Origin of the sequence: Aeromonas sp. DSM 116730, from assembly GCF_046581335.1 — a bacterium.
Taxonomy (GTDB): Bacteria; Pseudomonadota; Gammaproteobacteria; order Enterobacterales; family Aeromonadaceae; genus Aeromonas; species Aeromonas rivipollensis.
Map to the genome: position 1 here is coordinate 4,223,761 of NZ_CP144265.1, position 21,692 is coordinate 4,245,452.

Consider the following 21,692-nt stretch of genomic DNA (forward strand, 5'->3'; position numbering starts at 1 on the left):
GGCTCGAGCCTCAAATAAAATTGAGCCCCCTCGCCTTTTGCCGCCATTATGCCTTCCAGCGAGGGCAACGTCACCGGATTGCTGCCCTGCCGCCGGTAGCAGATCTCCCCTCCCGGCCAGGGCCCTTTGCCATCAATGTGTTGCCCGCGCCCCCCTGAAAAACGGGCAATAAAAAAGGAGGCCGAAGCCTCCTCTTGTCTCATCCCATCGACGCTTAGAGCGCCTTCAGGATGGCCTCGACGCTGGCCTTGGCATCGCCAAACAGCATCTGGGTGTTCTCCTTGAAGAACAGCGGGTTCTGGACACCGGCGTAGCCAGTGTTCATGGAGCGCTTGAAGCCGATGACGTTCTGCGCCTTCCACACTTCCAGCACCGGCATGCCGGCGATGGGGCTGCCCGGATCTTCCATGGCGGCCGGGTTGACGGTGTCGTTCGCACCTATCACCAGCACCACGTCGGTATCGCTGAAGTCCTCGTTGATCTCGTCCATTTCCAGAACTATGTCATACGGGACCTTGGCTTCCGCCAGCAGCACGTTCATGTGACCAGGCAGACGACCGGCAACCGGGTGGATACCGAAGCGCACCTTGACGCCGCGCTCGCGCAGCTTGTGGGTGATCTCGGCAACCGGGTACTGGGCCTGCGCCACCGCCATGCCGTAGCCCGGGGTGATGATGACGGAGCTGGCATTCTTCAGCATGTCGGCCACGTCTTCGGCGTTGGTCTCGCGGTATTCGCCCATCTCCTGATCGGCCGTGGAGGCCACACCGTCGGAGCCGAAGCCACCGGCGATGACGGAGATGAAGGAGCGGTTCATCGCCTTGCACATGATGTAAGAGAGGATGGCACCGGAGGAACCCACCAGGGCACCCACCACGATCAGCAGGTCGTTGGAGAGCATGAAGCCCGCCGCCGCCGCCGCCCAACCGGAGTAGGAGTTCAGCATGGAGACCACCACCGGCATGTCGGCGCCGCCGATGGAGGCCACCAGGTGCCAGCCGAAGGCGAAGGCGATCAGGGTCATCACCAGCAGTGCGAAGGTGGAGCCACCGGCGTTGACGAAGTGGATCATCAGCGCCAGCGAAACCACCACGGCCAGCAGGTTCAGCTTGTGACGATGGGGCAGTTGCAGCGGCTTGGAAGAGATCAGGCCACGCAGCTTGCCGAACGCCACGACTGAACCGGTGAAGGTCACGGCACCGATGAAGACGCCCAGGAAGACTTCCACCAGGTGGATGTTCAGCATGGCGCCGGAGAGGTGCTCGACCTGGGCGACGCTGGCCGCCTGCTCGAACGCCGCCCGGGCAGCAGCCAGGGTCGCATCCAGGTTGGAGCCAACGGAGACGACTACCTCAGCGGGTGCGGAGGGGTGCAAGTCGATGAAGCTGTTGAAGCCCACCAGCACCGCCGCCATGCCCACGAAGCTGTGCAGCACGGCCACCAGCTCGGGCATCTCTGTCATCTCGACCTTGAGCGCCAGGCGCACGCCGATGGCGCCACCGATGACCATGGCCAGGACTATCCAGTGCACGCCACTGGTTTCCGGGTTGAAGACGGTCGCGAGCAGGGCAATGGCCATCCCCGCGATACCGAACAGGTTGCCATGCTTGGCCGTTTCTTGCTTCGACAGTCCCGCGAGACTGAGGATGAAGAGCACGGCGGCAACGATATAGGATGCTGTTACCAGTCCTTGAGACACGTTAAACCCCCTTAATCCTTACGGAACATCTTCAGCATGCGCTGAGTGACGGTGAAGCCACCGAAGATGTTGATACTGGCAATCAGCACGGCGATAAAGGCCAATACGGTGACCAGGGTCGACCCTTGCCCAATCTGCAGCAGGGCACCGACCACGATAATGCCGGAGATGGCATTGGTGACCGACATCAGCGGCGTGTGCAGGGCGTGAGAGACGTTCCACACCACGTAGTAACCGACCACACAGGCCAGGATGAAGACGGTGAAGTGGGAGAGGAAGGCGGCAGGTGCCACCGCAGCCACCCAACCGAAGGCGGCGATGCCGAGGGCACCGAACACGAACTTCTTGTTGGACGGTTTCTTCTCTTCGGCCTTCTTCGGCGCAACCTTGGCAGCCGGCTTCTGCGGCGCGGCAGAGACAGAGATGGCAGGGGGCGGGAAGGTCACTTCACCGGCCTGGATCACCGTCATGTTGCGCTGAACCACGTCCTCGAAGTCGATGGCGACGTTGCCGTCCTTCTCCTTGCACATCAGCTTCATCAGGTTGACCAGGTTGGTACCGTAGAGCTGGGAGGATTGGGCGGGCAGACGACCAGGCAGATCGGTGTAACCTATCACCTTGACGCCGTTCGGGGTGACGAACAGCTCGGTCGGCACAGTGTATTCACAGTTGCCACCGGTGGCGGCAGCCAGATCCACGATGACGGAACCCGGCTTCATGCTGTCGACCATCTCCTTGGTGATCAGCTTGGGCGCCGGACGACCGGGGATCAGGGCCGTGGTGATGATGATGTCCACTTCCTTGGCCTGCTGGGCAAACAGCTCCATCTCGGCCTTGATGAACTCATCGGACATGACCTTGGCATAACCGTCGCTGGAGGCACCGTCCTCGCTACCGAAGTCCAGCTTGAGGAATTCCCCCCCCATGGATTCGATCTGCTCGGCGACTTCCAGACGGGTGTCGAATGCACGCACTATGGCGCCGAGGGAACCGGCGGTCCCGATGGCAGCCAGACCGGCCACACCGGCACCTATCACCAATACCTTGGCGGGCGGTACCTTGCCGGCAGCGGTGATCTGACCGGTGAAGAAGCGACCGAACTGGTGGGCGGCTTCGACCACGGCGCGATAGCCGCCTATGTTGGCCATGGAGGAGAGGGCATCGAGGGACTGGGCACGGGAGATCCGCGGCACCATGTCCATCGCCATCACATTGATGTTGCGCTCGGACAGCTTCTTGACCAGCTCGGGGTTCTGGGCAGGCCAGATGAAGCTCACCAGGGTGGCACCATCCTTAATTTGTGCGATCTCGGCATCGGTCGGCGCGTTGACCTTGAAGATAAGGTCGGCTTGCCAGACGCTCGGCACCACGCTGGCACCGGCAGCCTCGAAGGCGGCATCATCGAAGCTGGCCAGCTGGCCGGCACCGGCCTCGATGGCGACCTCGAAGCCGAGCTTTTTCAGCTGCTCGACGGTGGCCGGGGTCGCTGCGACCCGGGTCTCACCGGCGAGACTCTCTCTCGGTATTCCAATCTGCATGACTATTCCCTGATGGTTAATAAACAATCATTGCCCAGTCTCTCATGTCTGAGGGGACAAGGCATGATCAAAGTGCAGGTCACGGGCCCTTTGTTATGAAAATCAGCAGGCTTTACCTCAACCTCCTGTCATGGTCAGGCCCCCGCTTTTCAGGCGCGAAGGTGATTAGTATCAAATTTTGGAGTTTTATTACAACCACGACCCCGAGCGGGCGGGTACAGAATTCAGCCCATCCCGGACCATGATTAAAAAAAACAAACCAAATTAGGGGCTTATACCAGCAAAATGCGCTGAAAAAAGTGATCCAACCAGTCAAAAAAAATGTTTTGCCGAGCCTCTACCTTAGCGTTTTTTGTTCTTATGAAATCTGCCGTTGGCTCATCTGATGAGATGAAAGGGGAAAAAGTAACCGTTTTGTAACGACTCGGGGGCCGCGCCGCCGCCATAAGGCGGGAGCGGGCCCCCTGATTCAACCCCGGACAAGGCCGGAGCTGGTCTCTCGCCTCTTACCAGGCGGCTTCATAAATATGCCGGCTCTGCACCAGGTCGATGTCGCCGTGCTCCCCGAGCGCCGTCATGCCGTGCTCTTCGAGCTTGGCCAGCAGGGTGTCGATATTGGCATCGGCCAGGCCGTAGTCCCGCAGCCGGGTCTTGACCCCCATCCGCTCGAAGAAGTCGCGGGTGGCTTTGATGGCGCCGTCGATGCGTTCTTCTTCGCTGCCGCTGCGCAAGTCCCAGACCCGCTCGGCGTATTGCAGCAGCTTGGCGCGCTTCTGCTCACGCTTGGCAGCGAGCAGGGCGGGCAGCACCACCGCCAGAGTCTGGGCGTGGTCGAGGCCGTGCAGGGCGGTCAGCTCGTGGCCCAGCATGTGGGTGGCCCAGTCCTGGGGCACACCGGCTCCGATCAGGCCGTTGAGCGCCAGGGTGGCGCTCCACATGATGTTGGCGCGCACCTCGTAATTTTCCGGCTCCACCAGCGCCTTGGGGCCCTCCTCAGCCAGGGTCAGCAGCAGGCCTTCGGCGAAGCGATCCTGCACCTTGGCGTTGACCGGGTAGGTGAGGTACTGCTCCAGGGTGTGGATGAAGGCATCCACCACGCCGTTCGCCACCTGGCGGGCCGGCAGTGTATAGGTGAGCACGGGATCCAGCACGGCGAAGCGCGGCATCACGAACGGCGAGAAGAAGTGCTGCTTGTCGCCGCTGCTCCTGCGGGTGATGACGGCCCCCATGTTCATCTCGGAGCCGGTGGCCGGCAGGGTCAGCACGGCGCCGAGGGGAATGGCGGAAGCCACCTCGCCACCGACCGTCTCGAGGATGTGCCAGGGCTCCCTGGCCAGATCGTAGTGAGCGGCAGCGGCGATGAACTTGGTGCCATCGAGCACCGAGCCGCCGCCGACGGCGAGCAGGAAGTCGATCTTCTCGGCACGGGCCAGCTCGACCGCCCCCATCAGGGTCTCGTAAGCCGGGTTGGGCTCTATGCCGCCGAACTCGAACAGGGTCAGGCCCGCCAGCTCGCTGCGGATCTGCGCCAACAGGCCGCTACGCACCACGCTGCCGCCACCGTAGGTGATGAGGACACGGGCGTCGGCCGGGATCTGGCCGCGCAGCTGGGCCACCTGGCCCTTGCCGAACAGCACCTTGGTGGGGGTATGGAGAGTAAAATTGTTCATCGACATTGCCTTCTTCTGATAGTCCGGCGGCCTGGCCGCAAAATGTTGATTGCATTTTTCTACAGACAACCTCTACCATCAAGGCAACATTCTGCACATTGCTTGCCTATTTCTACAAATCATCAGAATCCACCCGGAGCGACCATGTCCAACCGTTACGCCGATCTCGCCGCCAGGCTGGCCCGCCACGTCACCACCCCGGGCATCACAGCTTCTCCGGTTGAGCAGGTGAACCTCATCTACACCACCGAGTATCACGGCCGCACGCCTGTGCTCTACCAGCCCCGGATGATCGTCATACTGCAGGGACACAAGGTGGGCTATCTGGCGGATCAGGTGTTTCGCTACGACCCCAGCCACTACCTGCTGATGACACTGCCGCTGCCCTGCGAGTGCGAGTGCTTCGCCTCCCCCGAGCAGCCCCTCATCGGCTTCTCCCTGGAGATCAACGTCGCCACCCTGCAAGAACTGCTGCTGGAACTGGGGGATGCCCTGCCCGCCCCGGCTGTGCAAAAGAGCGGTGTGCACTCTGTCCCCCTGTCCGAAGAAATGTTCTGTGCCGCCGAGCGATTGATCGATCTGATGGACAAGCCCCACCACGCCCGGGTGCTGGGGCCGCAGACGGTGCGGGAGATGCTGTTCTACGCCCTGCACGAGGAGGGCGGCCCGGCGCTGCAGGCGCTGGCCAATCGTCACAACCATGTGGGCCAGATAGCCCGGGTGCTGCGTATGATAGAGGCGCGCTACGCCGACACCCTGACCATGGAGGAGCTGGCCCGGGAGGTGAACATGAGCGTCTCCGCCTTCCACCACCACTTCAAGGCGGTCACCGCCACCTCGCCCCTGCAGTACATCAAGTCGTTTCGCCTGCACAAGGCGCGCATGATGATGCTGCACGACGGCATCAAGGCGGGGGCGGCGGCGGCCAGGGTCGGCTACGAGAGCAACTCCCAGTTCAGTCGGGAGTACAAGCGCTTCTTCGGCAGCACGCCGACGGATCAGGCCTCCCGCTTCCGGGAAGGCCAGTTGCACATCATCGAAGGCTAAAAGAGAGGGATCCCCCATGCGTTCACTGCTTTGTCTGCTCACCGCCTGGCTACTGACGGCCTGCACCGGCCTCGCCGACGGCATCCGCCCCGTCACCGGCTTCCAGCTCGATCGCTACCTCGGCACCTGGTACGAAATCGCCCGTCTCGACCACAGCTTCGAGCGGGGGCTGGAGCGGGTGAGCGCCACCTACAGCCTGCGTGACGACGGCGGCGTCAAGGTGCTCAACCGCGGCCTGCAGAGCGATGGCAGCTGGCGCGAGGCCGAAGGCAAGGCCTACTTCGTGGACAAGCCTACCGAGGCGCGGCTCAAGGTGAGCTTCTTCGGCCCCTTCTACGGCGGCTACAACGTCATCGAGCTGGACCCCGACTACCAGCTCTCCCTGGTGACCAGCTACAACCACGACTATCTGTGGATCCTCTCCCGCTCCCCCCAGCCGCCCAAGGCCAAGGTGGATGCGCTGATCGCCAAGGCGAAGGGGCTGGGCTTTGCTACCGACCAGCTTATCTGGGTCAGCCAGGAGCCGGCCGGGAACACGCCTTGAAGATCTTCCAGGCCACCCCGCCGGACATTCCCCGGGTCGCCCCCTGATGCTGAGCACAGCCACCGACAATCAGCGGGCCCAAGCCCTCGGCGACCAGCGGGACATCGACTCCTACAGCTAGATCAAGCCGCTCTGCCCCCCCCTGACCGGGCCGATTGCAAAGCCTGGCCCCGGCATTATTCAGCGGGTGCATGTCGACAAAATATCCATACACCGCATGAATAAAGGCGACCCCGGGGTCGCCTTTGTCACATCAGGGTCTGCCCCTAGAGCCGGAAGCGGCCTATCTCCTGCTCCAGCCGCTCGGTCAGGGACTTGAGCTCGGCGGCCTGGGCGGCCTCCTCCTTCGCCTGCGCCGCCAGCGTCTGGGAGACATGGCGGATGTTCTCGGTGTTGCGGCTGATCTCGCCGGTGACCGAGGTCTGCTCCTCCGCCGCCGCCGCTATCTGGGTCGCCATGTCGCTGATGGCGCCTATGGCCTCGTTGATCCGCGCCAGGCTCTGGTTCGCCGCCTCCGCATCCTCCACGCTGGTGCCCGCCAGCTGGCGGCTGGTCTCCATGCCCCCCACGGCGCGGCGCGTAGTCTGCTGCAGCGCCTCTATCATCTGCTGGATCTCGGCGGTGGAGTCGTGGGTGCGGCGCGACAGCACCCGTACCTCGTCCGCCACCACGGCGAAGCCGCGTCCCTGCTCCCCGGCCCGGGCCGCCTCGATGGCGGCGTTCAGTGCCAGCAGGTTGGTCTGCTCGGCGATACCGCTGATGGTGGCCAGGATGCCGCTGATCTTCTGGGCATGACCATCCAGCTCATGAATGGTCTGGCTGGCGTCGGCCACCTCCCCCGCCAGGCCGCTGATGCTGCGCTGGCTCTGGCCGACCTGGGACTGACCGGCCACGGCCAGCCTGACCGCATCACCTGAGGTGGTGGCGGCAAACTCGGCGTTGCCGGCGATCTCCTGGGTGGCGGACGCCATCTCGGTCACCGCGGTCGCCACCATGACGATCTCGTCCTGCTGCTCGCGCACCCGCTGGCTGCGAGCCTCTGCCCCCGCCGCCTGGGTCCGCGACTGGGCCGCCAGTTCGACGGTGACATCCCGCAACCGGCTGACGATGCCGTGCAGCCGGGCCACGAACAGGTTGAAGTTCTGGGCCAGCAGCCCCACCTCGTCCTTGCTGTGGGCCGCGATCTGCACGGTGAGATCCCCCTCGCCGTGGGCTATGTCGGCCAGCGCCTTGGAGACCCGGCCGAGATCGGCAAAGAGGTAGTTGAACATGGCGATGAGCAGGGCGCTGAACACCAGCAGCAGCACCAGGGTCAGCCCCACCAGCTGCCACAGCAGGCTGGCGAAGGGCGCCTCCAGCACATCCTTGTACATCACCATGGCGAGCAGCCAGTCGGTGCCTGGCACCCCCTGCACCGACAGCAGCACCTCACGCCCCGCTATGGTGGCGACGTGCAGCTCGCCGTCCCGGCTCCAGCCCTCCAGGGTAGCCCCCGTGAGGCCGGGGGCCAGCTCGGCTACCTGCTTGAGGGCCAGCTCCTTCTGCGGGTGACCGACGATGAGGCCGGAGCTGTCCAGCAGCATGGCGTAGCCCTCCCCCTGCACCTTCATGGCCAGCACCTCGTCGATCAGGGCATCCAGGGAGAGATCCGCCCCCGCCACCCCGATCACCTGACCCTGATGACTCACCGGCTCCGCCAGGGTCACCACCATCTGCTGCATGGTCACGCTGACGTAGGGCGGGGTGACGATCAGCTTGCCCGCCTTGCTGGCGCCCTGATACCAGGGGCGTACCCGGGGATCGTAGTTGGCGGTGTTGAGGGAGGGATCGTGACGGGTCATGGCCCCTTGCGCCGAGCCGAAATAGGTGAGGCCGAAGCCGCCGGAGGTGCGGGTCTGCAGCAGGTGCGGCACCAGAGTCGCCTCGGGATTGTCGGCAATGACGGCGGCCAGGGCATCGACCGCGTGCTTGCGATCCGCCATCCAGTTGCCGATGGCCACCGAGTGGGCGTGACCATAGTTGACCGCCTCGCTCTGGATGGCGCTCAGGGTCCGTGATTTGAGGGTGTGGAAGGCGACTATGCCGAGCAGGGCAGCCATCAGCAGCACTACCCCCAGGCTGGTCGCGAGCAGCTTGCCGCGCAACGAGAGTGTCATGACTACAAATCCTTGTGGTGACAGGAGGCCAGGAATACCCCCATATTGGTAGGTGATATCGGCGGCAGCCTCACTGGACTTTAGTGAATCCTTTTAATTTCTTCTTTATCAACAGCCGAAGATGCTGTGCATGCCGCCTCAACCTCAGCCGCCGGGCACCAAGATCCAGAGGCCGCCCGCTGGCGGCACCAGTGTCAGCAACGCCATGGCGCCAGGGCGACCAGCGAGGGTGAGCGAACCCAAGGGGCGGATCGGCAAGGACAAGAGAAGTGAGTCGCGCGGAGCGCGTCAGGGGTCGCCGGCGAGCGGCGCAGCAGAAAGGTTCAGGGATCGCAGAAATGCGAAAGGCCAGCTCAATGAGCTGGCCTTTCTGAAAATGGCAGGGGCGGCAGGACTCGAACCCGCAACCATCGGTTTTGGAGACCGCTGTTCTACCAATTGGAACTACGCCCCTGCAACAAACGAGGCGAATTATACAAAGCCGGGATCAAAGGTAAAGGCTTTTTTTCTCACTTTCGATGCGATCGAACAATTCACGAGCAAATCGCGGCAATTCCCGCAACCAGCCGGGGTAACTTGCTGTATTTGCAGTCCCGCCGGGGTAGGAATGGGGCATAAATGGGGGTAGGGTGAAACCAGCTACAGGGAGGTCGTTCATGCTCAATTACCGCCTGCTTCAACAACTTGCGCCCCTCAACTTCCGGGATGAGCGCAAAACCGAGTCCCTGCCAGACTATCTCGAGCGGGTCTCTCCCCTGGTGCCCTTCATTCCCCAAAATGTGCTGACGCAATGGATTTACCGCCATTGGCGCGGTTTTGAGTCCAACTGGAGCTTTATCGACCTCGCCCGCCACCAATTCGAGTGCGAGGCCTGGGACACGGCCCAGATCGTGAGCCAGATAGGCTCCCGCCACATGGAGGTGATCGAGCGCTGGGGCGAGATGCTGCGCAGCAACCGCTATGTGCGCCGCTCCTGGCTCGGCGAGGACATGCTGAGCCGGGGCACCTGGTCAGAGCCCATCATAGTGCTCGCCCCCGAGCCCGGCGGCCATTATCCGGACGGCCAACCCCTGCCGCAGCCATATTGCCTGCTGGAGGGGCACCACAGGCTCGGCTATCTGCGCAGCATGGCCGAAGATGGTCTGCCGTTGCAGAGTGAACACCAGGTCTGGATTTGTCGACCCGTTCGCGACACTCAAACGTTTTTACCGGCAAATCCTGCCTCTGAAATAAATTTTTGACAATTCAAAAACCAGCCCTATAATCTGTCCGGTTTTGAAAAAGGTCGGGACAGGACGATGCCGTTTTTGATGAAAAAAGCAGCCTTGCAGACGGGTGGAGCGCACCAGAGCGGCCCCGTTGTTTCCGGTTTCCGACCCACAGATCCCCAGTTATTTTTAAAAAGAGCCCCTGTTTCAGGGGCTTTTTTTTGTGCCAGAAAAACCTTCATTGATGTCAAAGGGAATGCAGACGATGACCAATCCACTCTATAACAAACACGTCATCTCCATCTCGGACCTGACCCGGTCCGACATGGAACTGGTGGTCGCCACCGCTCAGCGGTTGAAGGCCGAACCCGACACCCGCCTGCTGAAAGACAAGCTGGTCGCCAGCTGCTTCTTCGAGGCCTCTACCCGCACCCGTCTCTCCTTCGAGACCGCGGTACAGCGCCTCGGCGGCAACATCATCGGCTTCGCCGACGGCGGCAACACCAGCGCCAAGAAGGGCGAGACCCTGGCCGACTCCATCAAGATCATCGGCTCCTATGCCGATGCGGTGGTGATGCGCCACCCGAAGGAGGGCGCCGCCCGTCTGGCCTCCGAGTTCTCCCGGGTGCCTGTCATCAACGGCGGTGACGGCTCCAACCAGCATCCGACCCAGACCCTGCTCGACCTCTTCTCCATCCACGAGACCCAGGGCAAGCTGGACGGCCTCAACGTGGCCTTCGTCGGTGACCTCAAGTACGGCCGCACCGTCCACTCCCTGGCCCAGGCCCTGAGCCTGTTCAACTGCCGCTTCTTCTTCATCTCACCGGAAGCCCTGGCGATGCCGGACTACCTCTGCGAAGAGCTGGAGGAGAAGGGCATTCAGTTCAGCGTCCACGAGACCATGGAAGAGGTGATGCCGGAGCTCGACATCCTCTACATGACCCGAGTTCAGAAAGAGCGCTTCGACGAGACCGAATACAAGCACATGGCCGCCAAGTTCGTGCTGGAGCTGGCGACCCTGGAAGGGGCCAAACCCACCATGAAGATCCTGCATCCCCTGCCCCGGGTCGACGAGATCGAGGTCGCCGTCGACAAGACCCCCCACGCCTACTACTTCCAGCAGGCGGAAAACGGGGTCTATGCACGCCAGGCGCTGCTGGCACTGGTACTGAACGAAACCGTCTAAGGGAAAAGGGGAACATCATGTCCGAGAAGAACCAACTGCAAGTCGAAGCCATCCGTCACGGCTCCGTCATCGACCACGTCCCCGCCGGCCAGGGCATCAAGATCCTCAAGCTGTTCCAGCTGATCGAGACCCAGGAGCGGATCACCGTCGGCTTCAACCTCAAATCCGGCGCCCTGGGCAAGAAGGATCTCATCAAGATCGAGAACACCCGCCTGACCGAACAGCAGGCCAACCAGCTGGCGCTGTTTGCCCCGACCGCGACCGTAAACATCATCGAAGACTTCGCCGTGGTGAAGAAGCACCAGCTGAAGCTGCCGGAGTTCATCGCCGGGGTGTTCCACTGCCCCAACTCCAACTGCATCTCCCACAACGAGCCGGTGGACAGCTACTTCCGGGTGCGCGAAGTGAAGGGCGCTGTGCGCATGAAGTGCAAATACTGCGAGAAGTCCTTCACCCAGGACATCGTCAGCGAGCGCTATTGATACTCTGTCGGGCCCTGCGGGGCCCATTTTTGACCCCTGTCACATCACTAATTCCCCCTTTGGTTATAATTTGCCATCTCGCAACGGCTAGACATCGCTCATCACCTACCGAAATGCTCGTCATCAGTGTTTTTCGCTATGAAAAACAGGCATGACAGACTGAGCGCCATAGCCATCTGTCATCGTCAAAGGAAGTCGCCATGGTCAAGACCCTCAGTCGCCCCCCGGAACAGGAGTCCGACCTGGCCCAGCTCGATGCCTGCCGCCAGATCATCGGCCAGCACTGCTACAGCACCCAGGAAGAGATCCGCCGCGAGCTGGCGGAGCGCGGCTTCGCCGACATCAGCCAGTCCACCATCTCCCGTCTGCTGCGCCGCCTCGGCGTCGCCAAGGCCCAGAATGCCAACGGCAAGAAGGTCTACACGCTAGTGGACGATCAGCTGGAACCCGCCGGCAGCACCCGCTCCGTACACGACATGGTGCGCGCCGTGGTGCACAACCAGCAGATGGTGCTGGTGCACACCACCCCTGGGGCCGCGACCGTGGTGGCCCGCCTGCTGGATCGCCACGCCGATCCCGAGATCCTGGGGGCCGTGGCCGGCAACGATGTGGTGCTGATAGCCCCGCGCCACATCAGTCGCACTCGCCAGGCCCATGCCGCCGTGGTGCGCACCCTGGAGCAGGCGCGCTAAGCCAGCCCCGAATGCAGCAAGGCGACCCCTGGGTCGCCTTTTTGTTGCCTGTCATCTAGGCCATAAAAAAACGGGAGCCCACAGGCTCCCGTTGCGTCTTGATAGTCATCCCTTATGAGAGCAGGGCCCCCAGGCTCAGGCAGACCACGATCAGCACAGTCAGTATGCCAAGCAGCGGTGCCACCCACTTCAGCCAGCGCACATAAGGCACCTTGGCGATGGCCAGGCCACCCATGACCACGGCTGAGGTCGGGGTCACCAGGTTCACCAGACCGGAGGCGGATTGGTAAGCGGTCACCACCAGCTCGCGGCCCACGTTGGCGAAGTCGGCAAGGGGCGCCATGATCGGCATGGTCAGCACGGCCAGGCCGGAGGAGGACGGCACCAAGAAGGAGAGCACCACTTCCAGCACGAACATCACGTTGATGAACACCACAGTGGAGAGGCCGGTGACGATCCCTTCCGCGCTGTTCAAGATGGTGTGGGTGATCATGCCGTTGTCCATCACCACGACTATACCGCGGGCGATACCTATGATGAGGGCCACGCCGAGCAGGTCACGGGCACCGTCGATGAAGTTGGAGGTCAGCTCCTCCTCGCTCATGCGAGAGATGAGGCCGACTATGATGGCGGCGGCCAAGAAGACGCCGGAGATCTGCGCCATCCACCAGCCGAGTACGGCCACACCGTAGATCATCACGGCGAAGGCGGCGACGAAGATGCCGAGCACGATTTTACGGGTCAGGGTGAACTCCAGCATCTGGTCGCTCTTGTTGCCGAGGAAGTGGGCACGGTTCTCTTCCCACTTGTCAGCCACCAGGGATTTGCTGGGGTCGTTGCGCACCATCTTGGCGTAACGCATCACGTAAGCCACGCACAGCAGCCAGCCGGCCACCAGCATGGCGACCCGCAGCCAGATGCCGTCGGTGAAGGAGATGCCGGCCGCGTTGGCGGCAATCACGGTGGCGAACGGGTTGATGGTGGAGCCCAGGGTACCGATACCGGCGCCGAGCAATACGGTCGCGGCGGCGACCACGGGGTCGAAGCGGGCGGCCATCATCACCGGCACCAGCAGGGTGTAGAAGGGCAGCGACTCTTCCGCCATGCCGTAGATGGTGCCCCCTGCGGCGAACAGCGCCATCAGGATAGGGATCATCCACTCCTCGCGGCCACGCAGACGATCGGTGACGCGCTCGATACCGGCATCGATGGCGCCAGTCTTGGTCACAATGCCAAGGAAGCCGCCGATGATCAGGATGAAGAGGGAGACGTCGATGGCGCCTGCCTCATAGGTGTCGTGGTTGTAGAGGCCGTCGATGGGTGCCAGCAGCACGTCGACTATCCCCTGGGGATTGGCCTCTACCAGCTTGTAGGTGCCAGCCACCGGCACTTCCTTGCCGAGGGCTTCATTCATTACCATGTCGTATTTGCCGGCCGGCACTATCCAGCTCAGGGCGGCCACCAGGGCGATCAGCACAAACAATATGGTGTAGGCTGACGGGAACTTGAATTTGGTCATGGTCCAGCTTCCTTCTGTGGTGTGGTATCCATGTATCTGCGGGTCGTAGGGTTAGAGGTGTTATGCCGCCGTCACATGGTCGAAAAGCCGGGGGTCACCCCCCGGCACCACTACTGCGACCTTAGTCGCCCAGCGTAGCCACCATCACTGCCTTGATGGTGTGCATCCGGTTTTCGGCCTCGTCAAACACGATGCTGTGCTCGGATTCGAACACGTCCTCGGTCACTTCCAGACCCTTCATGCCATATTTGTCAGCCACTTCCTTGCCCATGGTGGTCTCATCGTTGTGGAACGCCGGCAGGCAGTGCATGAACTTCACATCCGGGTTATTGGTGGCGTTGATGACGTCCATGTTGATCTGATAGGGGGTCATCAGTTTCACCCGTTGATCCCAGGCTTCCTTCGCTTCACCCATGGAGACCCAGACGTCGGTGTAGAGGAAGTCGGTACCCAGCACGCCCTCTTTCACGTCTTCGGTCAGGTGAATGCGCGCACCTGTCTCTTCGGCGATCTGGCGGCACTTGGCGACCAGCTCCTCTTCCGGCCAGAAGGCCTTGGGAGCAACCAGGCGGATGTCCATGCCCATCTTGGCGGCACCGACCATCAGGGAGTTGCCCATGTTGTTGCGAGCGTCACCCAGGTAGGCGAACTTGATCTGATCCAGACGCTTGCCCTTGCCGTGCTCCAGCATGGTCATGAAGTCCGCCAGGATCTGGGTCGGGTGGAATTCGTTGGTCAGGCCGTTCCAGACCGGGACGCCGGCATGGGCGCCCAGCTCTTCGACTATCTCCTGGCCGTAGCCACGGTATTCAATGCCGTCATACATGCGGCCCAGCACCCGGGCGGTGTCCTTCATGGACTCCTTGTGACCGATCTGGGAACCGCTTGGGCCAAGGTAGGAGACCTGGGCGCCCTGGTCGAAGGCCGCCACTTCAAAGGCGCAGCGGGTGCGGGTGGAGGTCTTCTCGAAGATGAGGGCGATATTCTTGCCGGTCAGGTGTTTGCGCTCATAGCCACCGTATTTGGCTTTTTTCAGGTCGATGGCCAGATCGATCATGTATTGGATTTCGCGCGGGGTGAAGTCCAGCAGTTTCAGGAAGTTACGGTTACGCAGATTAAAAGCCATGATGAGTTCTCTCTATATTTGTGTCAGACCAATTCGGGCAGTGTTATTAACTACGCAGTGATTCAACGACTCAAGCATTCACGGTATGGGTGGCGACTATATTGGTGCCGGCTTCCCCCTTGAGGATGGCGAGGCCATCTTCCAGGGAACCGATCCCGACCATGCCGCCGGTTGCCTTGACGAATTCGCAGGAGGCTTCGACCTTGGGCCCCATGGAGCCGGCATCGAACTTGACGCCAGCCAGTTCATCCGGGCTGGTGACCCGCAGCGGGTGCTGGGTCGGCTTGCCCCAATCCAGGTAGACGGCATCGGCGTCGGTCAGGATCAGCAGGGCATCGGCCTTGATCTGTCTGGCCAGGTAGGCGGCGGACATGTCTTTGTCGATCACCGCTTCGATGCCGGTCAGGCACTGGCCATCCCAGGTCACCGGAATGCCGCCACCACCGGTACAGATGATGAGGTGGCCCTGGGCGATCAGGGTTTCGATGGCGTCGCCTTCGACGATGCGCTGGGGCAGCGGGGACGGCACCACGCGGCGGAAGAACTTGCCGTCGGCCTTGACGCTCCACTGCTTCTCGGCCGCCAGGGCGCGGGCTTCGGCTTCCTCATAGACGGGGCCGATGAACTTGGTCGGATTGGCGAAGGCGGGATCCTTGGGGTCGACCTGCACCTGGGTCAGCAGCGCAGTGACGTTGCGGCTCGGCATCAGGTTTTTCAGCTCCTGGATCAGCATGTAGCCGATCATGCCCTGGGACTCGGCGCCCAGCACATCCAGGGGATAGGGGGAGACCTTGGTATAGGCGCTGTTCTGCAGAGCCAGCAGGCCGACTTGCGGGCCGTTGCCGTGCACCAGCACCACGTTGTACTCCTCGGCGATCCGGGCGATGGTCTTGGCGGCGGTCGCTATGTTCTTGCGCTGGATGTCAGCTTCGAGGGGCTCGCCACGACGGAGCAGGGCATTGCCACCCAGGGCGACGACGACAGTTGGTTTTTTCATGAGTGTTACTCTCGAGTCTTGGTGTGTGTGGCGCCAGCCTCTGCCGGCGCCACGCCGTCTTGTCAGATGCCGTCACGTTCCATCGGGCAGCTCATGCAGCGGGCGCCGCCGCGACCACGTCCCAGCTCTTCACCCGGGATGGGCAGCACTGTGATGCCGGCCTTGTCGTACTTCTCGTTGGTGTAGGTGTTGCGCTCGTAACCCACCACCACGCCGGGACGCACTGTCAGCACGTTGTTGGCATCGTTCCACTGCTCGCGCTCGGCCTCGAAGCTGTCACCACCTGTGGTGATGAGCTTGAGCTGATCCACGCCCAGCGCCTTCTCGATGGCGGTGACGAAGTAGCCCTCTTCCTTGATGTTCATGCCGGTGGCACCGCCCGGAGTCAGACTCCAGCAGTTCACATCCTTGCGGATGACCTCCGGATAGACGGAGAAGGTGTCTATGTCCATGTGGGTCATGACGGTGTCCAGGTGCATGCAGCTGCGGTGTTTCGGCAGTTGCATGGCGATGACCTGCTTGGCCTGGCCGTGCTTGAACAGCCCGCGGGCCAGGTGTTCCACCCCTTGCGGCGTGGTGCGCTCGGACATGCCGATGAGCACGGCGCCACGGCCGATGACCAGGACGTCACCCCCTTCGATGGTGGAGTTGTCGTAGTCACGATCCTCGTCACCGAAGTACTTGATGAAGTCCTGACCGGCGAACTGCGGGTGCCAGCGGTAGATGGCCTTCACATGGTTGGTTTCGCGGCGACGGGCGGCCTTGGCCATGGGGTTGATGGAGACGCCACCGTAAACCCAGCAGGAGGTATCACGGGTGAAGAGGTGGTTGGGCAGCGGCTCTATGATGAAGTCGGTCGGAGCGTGCATGCCCACTACCATGTTGACGCCGCTGAAGGGCATCTCTGAGTAGGTCAGGCCACCGGAGAGGATGCGGGCCAGCTCGCGGTGCGGCATGTCAGCCAGGAAGCAGCGCACGTCATTGGCCAGTGCGGTGCCGAGGCGATAATCGGAGACCTGGTGTTGCAGCAGCCAGGCTTTGGCTTCCGGCACATCCAGGGTTTCGGCAAGCAGGTTGGTCAGCAGGAAGACTTCGACATTCTGATCGCGCAGTACCTGAGCGAATTTGTCGTGCTCCTGACCGGCACGTTCAACGGACAGGACGTCATCGAACAGCAGATCCTGGCAGTTGGAAGGGGTCAGGCGCTTCAGACTGAGGTTGGGGCGGTGCAGCATGACACGGCGCAATTGGCCAACTTCAGAACCTACATAAAATTTGCTCATGATTATATTCCGTCTAGCAGTGGTCCCTGCGAGTGATTGAATAGATTCCTTCTATTCTGGCTCGTGGCTAAGGCGGGATATTCTTTATGTAGGGTACTCGGCTTGTGTTCTATCCTGCCCTTGCCTTTCGTGACAGAGGTTAGGACTAGTAATCACCACAAACTTAGACATTGATCACATTCACTCTAGACTGAATAAAATCAGGAGTTAATTTATGATGGAGTTTACATAAATGACATTTACTCATTAACGGCTGCCGCATAACGACGCAATAAGGGCAGGTTTTATTTCACCAGGATACCGTTTTCATTCATGTAGGATATCTACAAATGGATATGATCAATTAAAAATAACCAATAAAATCATTGGCATGGATGGATTTTATTTTTTGTTTGAATTTTATACGTTCATCCATGCATTTATCCTCATAAATACGCCCGCCGCTCACCACATAAATAGTCATCTTCATCCCTTCGCCTGAATAATCCATCTCTTGTCCCAGATCATGGCATCGGCGCCAACCCGCACGGGCAGCCCTCCGTATCAGGGTGCTCATCGCATCTCCTTTATATGGATATGCATTCTGGGCGCATCCTGGCGATGCTTTTCTCACCAGCGCCATTGCATCCGGGTTTTAAAGTTTTTTCATTAGTTGAATTTATTGCGCCACCTTGCGCCACTCCCGGGTTCGCCTTAACTCAGAAAGTGATCAGGATCACGCTATTTTCTATCACCAAGGAGATAACCATGAAGATCAAATCGCTGTTTCTACTGGTCGCCCTGGTTCTGCCCATGGCCCCGACCCTGGTTCAGGCCCAGGGCGCCCCCGCCATGCCGCTGGTGGTGTGCCATGTTGACCAGGCTCCCCAGAAGCTGCTCCCCGCCTATCTGTGCCAACAGCATGGCGGCCAGCAGCACCATTGATACTGCCCCAGGGGGAGAACGCCTCCTCCTGGGTTGTCAGTTCCCCACACCGGCATACCCCTCCCCCGATAGCCCGCTCCTTTTAGCCGCTTCCGGCCAGCAACCCCATGCAACCCTCTGTGTTCCCCCCTCGACCCGTCCTGGCACAGGTGCCTCTGACCCTGGATGCTGACGACCTCGACTCGCCTATCCGCGATCGACTCTGAGCCTGGCGACTTTCCTGAACCTCAGTTAAACGAGCCGTGAGACATTCGCCATAGCCGGCGTAAGCCAAGCGCCTCAAAAATTCTCGCCATAGTCGGAAGATAAGAGCAAAAAAACCGCACTAAAAAATCACAACTAAATGATTTACAACGAAATAACATCATTATCATTTCTCGAGAAACGAGTTTCGAAAAAACGTTTTTCAACATGCCGTTGTCCTCCCCCGGGAAATCCTTATAGTTACTCCTGCACGGACGCAATGAAGTCGGTCAGGAAGACTGGCTGCCAGGGTTGGGCAAATGGACTCACCACAGGATGTGGTAAAGGACACCTCCCAGGACGGAGAAAGTGCGACGGGAACGGATGACTCGTCAGGCCATGATGGCTAAAGGACACCCCAAAGGATTGGGAAGGGGAAACCTAAAGGAAGAGGTATAGTCAGGGATTGCAGGGAGCAACTTCGTTCAAGGATATGAGCGATAAGACTATCGGGGGCGACGCAAGTCGCCCCCATCTTTTTTTGGGAATTTTTCACACTTTCCCGGTGAGCTGCCACCCTGGCGCCAACGGCCAGGGTGCCCACGACCCGTCCAACCGACCTTACTCCAGCCGGAAGTGCCCCACTATCTCCCGCAGCCTGTCATAGGTGTGCTGCATTGAGGTCGAACTCTCCACAGTCCGCTCACCATTGCCCTTTAGCTGGGTGATCACCTCGGCGATGGCGCTCATGTTGCGGTTGATCTCTTCGGCGACCGCACTCTGCTGCTCCGCCGCTGTCGCGATATGACTGATGAGATCGTTGATCTCCACCACCTCCCCCGCCATCAGATCCAGCGACGCATTCACCTTGCTGGTGTTCTCTGCCGCATCCTGACAGCTCTGCCGGGTGTTGCCCATGGCGGCCACCACAGTCTGGGTTCCCCGCTGCAACCGGGTCAGCATGGTCTGGATCTCGGCCGTGCTCTGCTGGGTACGGCCCGCCAGGGAGCGCACTTCGTCGGCCACCACGGCAAAGCCGCGCCCCTGCTCGCCGGCACGGGCGGCCTCGATGGCGGCGTTGAGGGCCAGCAGGTTGGTCTGCTCGGCGATGCTGCCGATGACCCCGAGGATGGAGCCAATCTGCTGCACATCCTGCTGCATGGCGGCGATGGAGTGTGCCGTAGTTTCCACCTCTGTCACCAGGGCGGTCACGCTGGCCATGGCCTGATCCACCACCCGGCGCGACTGGCTCGCGAGCTGCTGGCTCTGGCCGGTCAGCTGGGCCGTGCTGGCGGCACTCTCCGATACCGAGACGGCGGTACGGCTCATCTCGTTGATGGCGGTGACCACCTGTTCGGTCTCTCGCACATGCTCGGCCAGCAGCCCCTGGGCCGAGCCCGTCTGCCTGGCCAGACCCGATATCCCTTCGTTGAGCTGGCCGCTGGCTTCCCGTACCTCTCCCATCATCTCCTGCAGCCGCTCGATGAAGCGGTTGATGCCGGCCGAGATCTGGCCGAGATCATCCGTACTGGTCACCGTCAGACGGCGGGTCAGATCGCCGCTGCCCCTGGACAGCTCCTGCACCAGATCACGCAGGGAGAGGATGGGGCGGTAGGCCAGGTTGAGGGCCACCATGGAGATCACCAGCACCAGGGCCGCTACCCCGAGCAGGGCCAGGGTGATCTTGCCGTTGAGTGCCTGGGTCATGGACCGGATGTAATCGAGGTCCACGTAACCGGTCAGGGTCCACTGGCTGCCACGGATATCCAGCTGGTTGGGGCGAGACTCGCTCTCTCCCTGGGGTTTGCTGCTGTAGAGCACCTGGCCCTGACTGTCCGCAAGGGAGAAGTAGCGCCCCTCCCCGCTTACCTTGGCCAGCAGCGCCTTGAACTCGCTCATATCGAGGTAATAGAGGTAGGCGGAATCGGCACCCCGGGGCACTAGGATGGAGATGACCGGCTTGCCGTCCAGCTGCTCCAGCGAGCTGACGGTGATCTGGTTGTTGGCGGCGGGGATCAGCTTGCGCAGGGCTTCAACCCTGGCCTTGTCGTCGATGACCCCGTTCACGTCGAACGCCATGTCGCCGATCAGCTTGACGATGTTGTGAAAGCCGGTCTCCTGCAGCGCCTTCTTGACGCTGGTCACCCCGAGGTTGAGGTTCGCCGCCAGCAGCACCTTCTGGTTGATGTCACCGGCCAGCTTCTCCTTGACCAGGGTGATCTGCTCGTTGATGTTCTGGGTCGCCTGGGTGCGGATATAGCCACTGATGAAGTGATTGACGCTGAACCAGGCGGTGCCGATGGTGACCAGGATGGCGAGCAGCAGCAGGACGTTGATTTTGACTTTGAATGGCATGGGGTGGGTCCCTCCAAGTAGAAAGGGCCGGAACATGTCCGACCCTCTCTGCCAATGCTTACTTCTTCTTGGCGTACTTCATGGAGTCCAGGGCCACGGCAAGAATGATGATGCCGCCCTTGATGATGAACTGCCAGTAGGGACTGACCCCTATGTAGGTCAAGCCGTAGTTGATCAGGGTGAAGATGAGCACCCCTGTGATGACACCGGCGACAGTCCCCACACCACCGGCAAAGGAGACACCGCCCACCACGCAGGCCGCGATGGCATCGAGTTCATACATGAAGCCGAGGTTGTTGGTGGCGCTGCCGATGCGGCCCGCTTCCAGCATGCCGCCGAAGGCGTAGAAGACGCCGGCCAGGGCGTAGATCATCACCAGGTTGACCGCTACGTTGACGCCGGAGACCTTGGCGGCTTCCGGGTTGCCACCGATGGCGAAGATGTTCTTGCCGAAGCGGGTCTTGTTCCACAGCACCCAGACGAAGACGCTGGCGATGGCCGCATAGAAGGTGAGATACGAAAGCTTGAATCCCCCTATCCGGATAAAGCCCTGCGCGAAGCTGGAGAAGCGGGGGTCGAAGCCGGCCACCGGGGAGGCACCCACGGAATCAAAATAGAGGGAGTTGATGCCGTAGACGATGATCATGGTGCCCAGGGTGGTGATGAAGGGCGTCACGTTCAGGTAGGCAACAATCAGGCCGTTGACCAGACCGATCAGGGCACCCACAGCACACACCAGCAGGATCACCACAGGAATGGGCACTTCACCCAGACTGGGGAACACCTTGTTGACGTTGGTCAGCGCCTGCAGCATGGTGGCCGCGATCAGCGCCGCCAGACCGACCTGACGACCGGCCGAGAGATCCGTACCCTGGGTGATGATGATGCCCGCCACCCCGAGGGCTATGATGACCCGCACCGAGGACTGGGTCAGTATGTTGCTGAGGTTGGTGAGGCTGAGGAAGGAGGGCTCCTGGATCACTATGATCATGAGCAACACCAGCAGCACCAGGTAGATGGCGTTCTCTTTGAGCGCCTGCATCAGATTGAAATTTTTAGCCGACTCCATAATGTCTTCCTGTC

The 21,692-nt window shown here is 61.1% G+C and carries 18 protein-coding genes and 1 tRNA gene; 7 read left to right on the plus strand and 12 right to left on the minus strand.

The window, feature by feature from the left end; genetic code table 11:
• Positions 1–214 precede the first annotated feature (214 nt).
• The 3 genes from pntB to yqhD form a co-directional block, all read right to left on the minus strand.
• A complete protein-coding gene (gene pntB / locus Aeroheme_RS19460) occupies positions 215–1,699 on the minus strand; it encodes a Re/Si-specific NAD(P)(+) transhydrogenase subunit beta (protein WP_106885534.1) in 1,485 nt (494 codons plus the stop codon).
• An 11-nt stretch (positions 1,700–1,710) separates the two neighbouring features.
• A complete protein-coding gene (locus Aeroheme_RS19465) occupies positions 1,711–3,237 on the minus strand; it encodes a Re/Si-specific NAD(P)(+) transhydrogenase subunit alpha (protein WP_168236006.1) in 1,527 nt (508 codons plus the stop codon).
• A 506-nt stretch (positions 3,238–3,743) separates the two neighbouring features.
• Positions 3,744–4,907: an alcohol dehydrogenase gene (gene yqhD / locus Aeroheme_RS19470; RefSeq protein ID WP_411166406.1), complete on the minus strand. Its 1,164-nt coding sequence runs from the start codon at positions 4,905–4,907 to the stop codon at positions 3,744–3,746.
• A gap of 144 nt (positions 4,908–5,051) precedes the next feature.
• Here yqhD and Aeroheme_RS19475 point away from each other — a divergent pair, with 144 nt between their 5' ends.
• Positions 5,052–5,954 carry an AraC family transcriptional regulator N-terminal domain-containing protein gene (locus Aeroheme_RS19475; RefSeq protein ID WP_408781792.1) on the plus strand — a complete coding sequence of 301 codons (903 nt, stop codon included), beginning with the start codon at positions 5,052–5,054 and terminating at the stop codon, positions 5,952–5,954.
• Positions 5,955–5,970: 16 nt separating this feature from the next.
• Positions 5,971–6,498 carry a lipocalin family protein gene (locus Aeroheme_RS19480; RefSeq protein ID WP_404835612.1) on the plus strand — a complete coding sequence of 176 codons (528 nt, stop codon included), beginning with the start codon at positions 5,971–5,973 and terminating at the stop codon, positions 6,496–6,498.
• Between the two features lie 266 nt (positions 6,499–6,764).
• On the opposite strand, the gene Aeroheme_RS19485 is transcribed toward Aeroheme_RS19480, so the two are convergent.
• A complete protein-coding gene (locus tag Aeroheme_RS19485; protein ID WP_411166407.1) occupies positions 6,765–8,654 on the minus strand; it encodes a methyl-accepting chemotaxis protein in 1,890 nt (629 codons plus the stop codon).
• A 377-nt stretch (positions 8,655–9,031) separates the two neighbouring features.
• Positions 9,032–9,108, minus strand: a tRNA-Trp gene (locus Aeroheme_RS19490).
• A gap of 202 nt (positions 9,109–9,310) precedes the next feature.
• Here Aeroheme_RS19490 and Aeroheme_RS19495 point away from each other — a divergent pair.
• From Aeroheme_RS19495 to Aeroheme_RS19510, 4 genes are all read left to right on the plus strand, one after another.
• Positions 9,311–9,895 (plus strand): hypothetical protein, encoded by a 585-nt coding sequence (locus tag Aeroheme_RS19495; RefSeq protein WP_411166408.1) that lies wholly within the window; start codon positions 9,311–9,313, stop codon positions 9,893–9,895.
• 232 nt (positions 9,896–10,127) lie between these two features.
• Positions 10,128–11,048 carry an aspartate carbamoyltransferase gene (gene pyrB / locus Aeroheme_RS19500; protein WP_005324450.1) on the plus strand — a complete coding sequence of 307 codons (921 nt, stop codon included), beginning with the start codon at positions 10,128–10,130 and terminating at the stop codon, positions 11,046–11,048.
• Between the two features lie 17 nt (positions 11,049–11,065).
• Positions 11,066–11,530 carry an aspartate carbamoyltransferase regulatory subunit gene (gene pyrI, locus Aeroheme_RS19505; protein WP_005324452.1) on the plus strand — a complete coding sequence of 155 codons (465 nt, stop codon included), beginning with the start codon at positions 11,066–11,068 and terminating at the stop codon, positions 11,528–11,530.
• A 200-nt stretch (positions 11,531–11,730) separates the two neighbouring features.
• On the plus strand, positions 11,731–12,222 hold the full coding sequence (locus tag Aeroheme_RS19510; RefSeq protein WP_005324454.1) for an arginine repressor: 492 nt from the start codon (positions 11,731–11,733) through the stop codon (positions 12,220–12,222).
• A 112-nt stretch (positions 12,223–12,334) separates the two neighbouring features.
• Here Aeroheme_RS19510 and Aeroheme_RS19515 read toward each other — a convergent pair whose 3' ends face one another.
• The 5 genes from Aeroheme_RS19515 to Aeroheme_RS19535 all read right to left on the minus strand — a co-directional run bounded on the left by Aeroheme_RS19515 (position 12,335) and on the right by Aeroheme_RS19535 (position 17,703).
• Complete coding sequence (locus Aeroheme_RS19515; RefSeq protein WP_411166409.1) at positions 12,335–13,741, minus strand: YfcC family protein; 1,407 nt, start codon at positions 13,739–13,741, stop codon at positions 12,335–12,337.
• Between the two features lie 121 nt (positions 13,742–13,862).
• Positions 13,863–14,867 carry an ornithine carbamoyltransferase gene (gene argF / locus Aeroheme_RS19520; RefSeq protein WP_411166410.1) on the minus strand — a complete coding sequence of 335 codons (1,005 nt, stop codon included), beginning with the start codon at positions 14,865–14,867 and terminating at the stop codon, positions 13,863–13,865.
• Positions 14,868–14,937: 70 nt separating this feature from the next.
• On the minus strand, positions 14,938–15,864 hold the full coding sequence (gene arcC / locus Aeroheme_RS19525; protein ID WP_163148393.1) for a carbamate kinase: 927 nt from the start codon (positions 15,862–15,864) through the stop codon (positions 14,938–14,940).
• Positions 15,865–15,926: 62 nt separating this feature from the next.
• Positions 15,927–17,147: an arginine deiminase gene (gene arcA, locus Aeroheme_RS19530; RefSeq protein ID WP_106885524.1), complete on the minus strand. Its 1,221-nt coding sequence runs from the start codon at positions 17,145–17,147 to the stop codon at positions 15,927–15,929.
• 343 nt (positions 17,148–17,490) lie between these two features.
• Complete coding sequence (locus tag Aeroheme_RS19535) at positions 17,491–17,703, minus strand: hypothetical protein (protein ID WP_411166411.1); 213 nt, start codon at positions 17,701–17,703, stop codon at positions 17,491–17,493.
• A gap of 191 nt (positions 17,704–17,894) precedes the next feature.
• Between Aeroheme_RS19535 and Aeroheme_RS19540 the strand changes: the two genes are divergently transcribed.
• On the plus strand, positions 17,895–18,071 hold the full coding sequence (locus Aeroheme_RS19540; protein WP_411166412.1) for a hypothetical protein: 177 nt from the start codon (positions 17,895–17,897) through the stop codon (positions 18,069–18,071).
• Positions 18,072–18,875: 804 nt separating this feature from the next.
• Here Aeroheme_RS19540 and Aeroheme_RS19545 read toward each other — a convergent pair.
• Positions 18,876–20,609: a methyl-accepting chemotaxis protein gene (locus Aeroheme_RS19545; protein WP_411166413.1), complete on the minus strand. Its 1,734-nt coding sequence runs from the start codon at positions 20,607–20,609 to the stop codon at positions 18,876–18,878.
• Between the two features lie 58 nt (positions 20,610–20,667).
• Positions 20,668–21,678 carry a galactose/methyl galactoside ABC transporter permease MglC gene (gene mglC, locus Aeroheme_RS19550; protein WP_106885521.1) on the minus strand — a complete coding sequence of 337 codons (1,011 nt, stop codon included), beginning with the start codon at positions 21,676–21,678 and terminating at the stop codon, positions 20,668–20,670.
• Between the last annotated feature and the right edge of the window lie 14 nt (positions 21,679–21,692).

What these genes read in the sequence shown, in the direction of transcription:
- pyrI (WP_005324452.1), top strand. Translation starts at nt 11,066, where the DNA reads ATGTCCGAGAAGAACCAACTGCAAGTCGAAGCCATCCGTCACGGCTCC.
- pyrB (WP_005324450.1), top strand. Translation starts at nt 10,128, where the DNA reads ATGACCAATCCACTCTATAACAAACACGTCATCTCCATCTCGGACCTG.
- arcA (WP_106885524.1), bottom strand. Translation starts at nt 17,147, where the DNA reads ATGAGCAAATTTTATGTAGGTTCTGAAGTTGGCCAATTGCGCCGTGTC.
- Aeroheme_RS19495 (WP_411166408.1), top strand. Translation starts at nt 9,311, where the DNA reads ATGCTCAATTACCGCCTGCTTCAACAACTTGCGCCCCTCAACTTCCGG.
- arcC (WP_163148393.1), bottom strand. Translation starts at nt 15,864, where the DNA reads ATGAAAAAACCAACTGTCGTCGTCGCCCTGGGTGGCAATGCCCTGCTC.
- Aeroheme_RS19535 (WP_411166411.1), bottom strand. Translation starts at nt 17,703, where the DNA reads ATGAGCACCCTGATACGGAGGGCTGCCCGTGCGGGTTGGCGCCGATGC.
- argF (WP_411166410.1), bottom strand. Translation starts at nt 14,867, where the DNA reads ATGGCTTTTAATCTGCGTAACCGTAACTTCCTGAAACTGCTGGACTTC.
- Aeroheme_RS19510 (WP_005324454.1), top strand. Translation starts at nt 11,731, where the DNA reads ATGGTCAAGACCCTCAGTCGCCCCCCGGAACAGGAGTCCGACCTGGCC.
- Aeroheme_RS19475 (WP_408781792.1), top strand. Translation starts at nt 5,052, where the DNA reads ATGTCCAACCGTTACGCCGATCTCGCCGCCAGGCTGGCCCGCCACGTC.
- Aeroheme_RS19465 (WP_168236006.1), bottom strand. Translation starts at nt 3,237, where the DNA reads ATGCAGATTGGAATACCGAGAGAGAGTCTCGCCGGTGAGACCCGGGTC.
- Aeroheme_RS19515 (WP_411166409.1), bottom strand. Translation starts at nt 13,741, where the DNA reads ATGACCAAATTCAAGTTCCCGTCAGCCTACACCATATTGTTTGTGCTG.
- mglC (WP_106885521.1), bottom strand. Translation starts at nt 21,678, where the DNA reads ATGGAGTCGGCTAAAAATTTCAATCTGATGCAGGCGCTCAAAGAGAAC.
- Aeroheme_RS19480 (WP_404835612.1), top strand. Translation starts at nt 5,971, where the DNA reads ATGCGTTCACTGCTTTGTCTGCTCACCGCCTGGCTACTGACGGCCTGC.
- Aeroheme_RS19545 (WP_411166413.1), bottom strand. Translation starts at nt 20,609, where the DNA reads ATGCCATTCAAAGTCAAAATCAACGTCCTGCTGCTGCTCGCCATCCTG.
- Aeroheme_RS19485 (WP_411166407.1), bottom strand. Translation starts at nt 8,654, where the DNA reads ATGACACTCTCGTTGCGCGGCAAGCTGCTCGCGACCAGCCTGGGGGTA.
- Aeroheme_RS19540 (WP_411166412.1), top strand. Translation starts at nt 17,895, where the DNA reads ATGAAGATCAAATCGCTGTTTCTACTGGTCGCCCTGGTTCTGCCCATG.
- yqhD (WP_411166406.1), bottom strand. Translation starts at nt 4,907, where the DNA reads ATGAACAATTTTACTCTCCATACCCCCACCAAGGTGCTGTTCGGCAAG.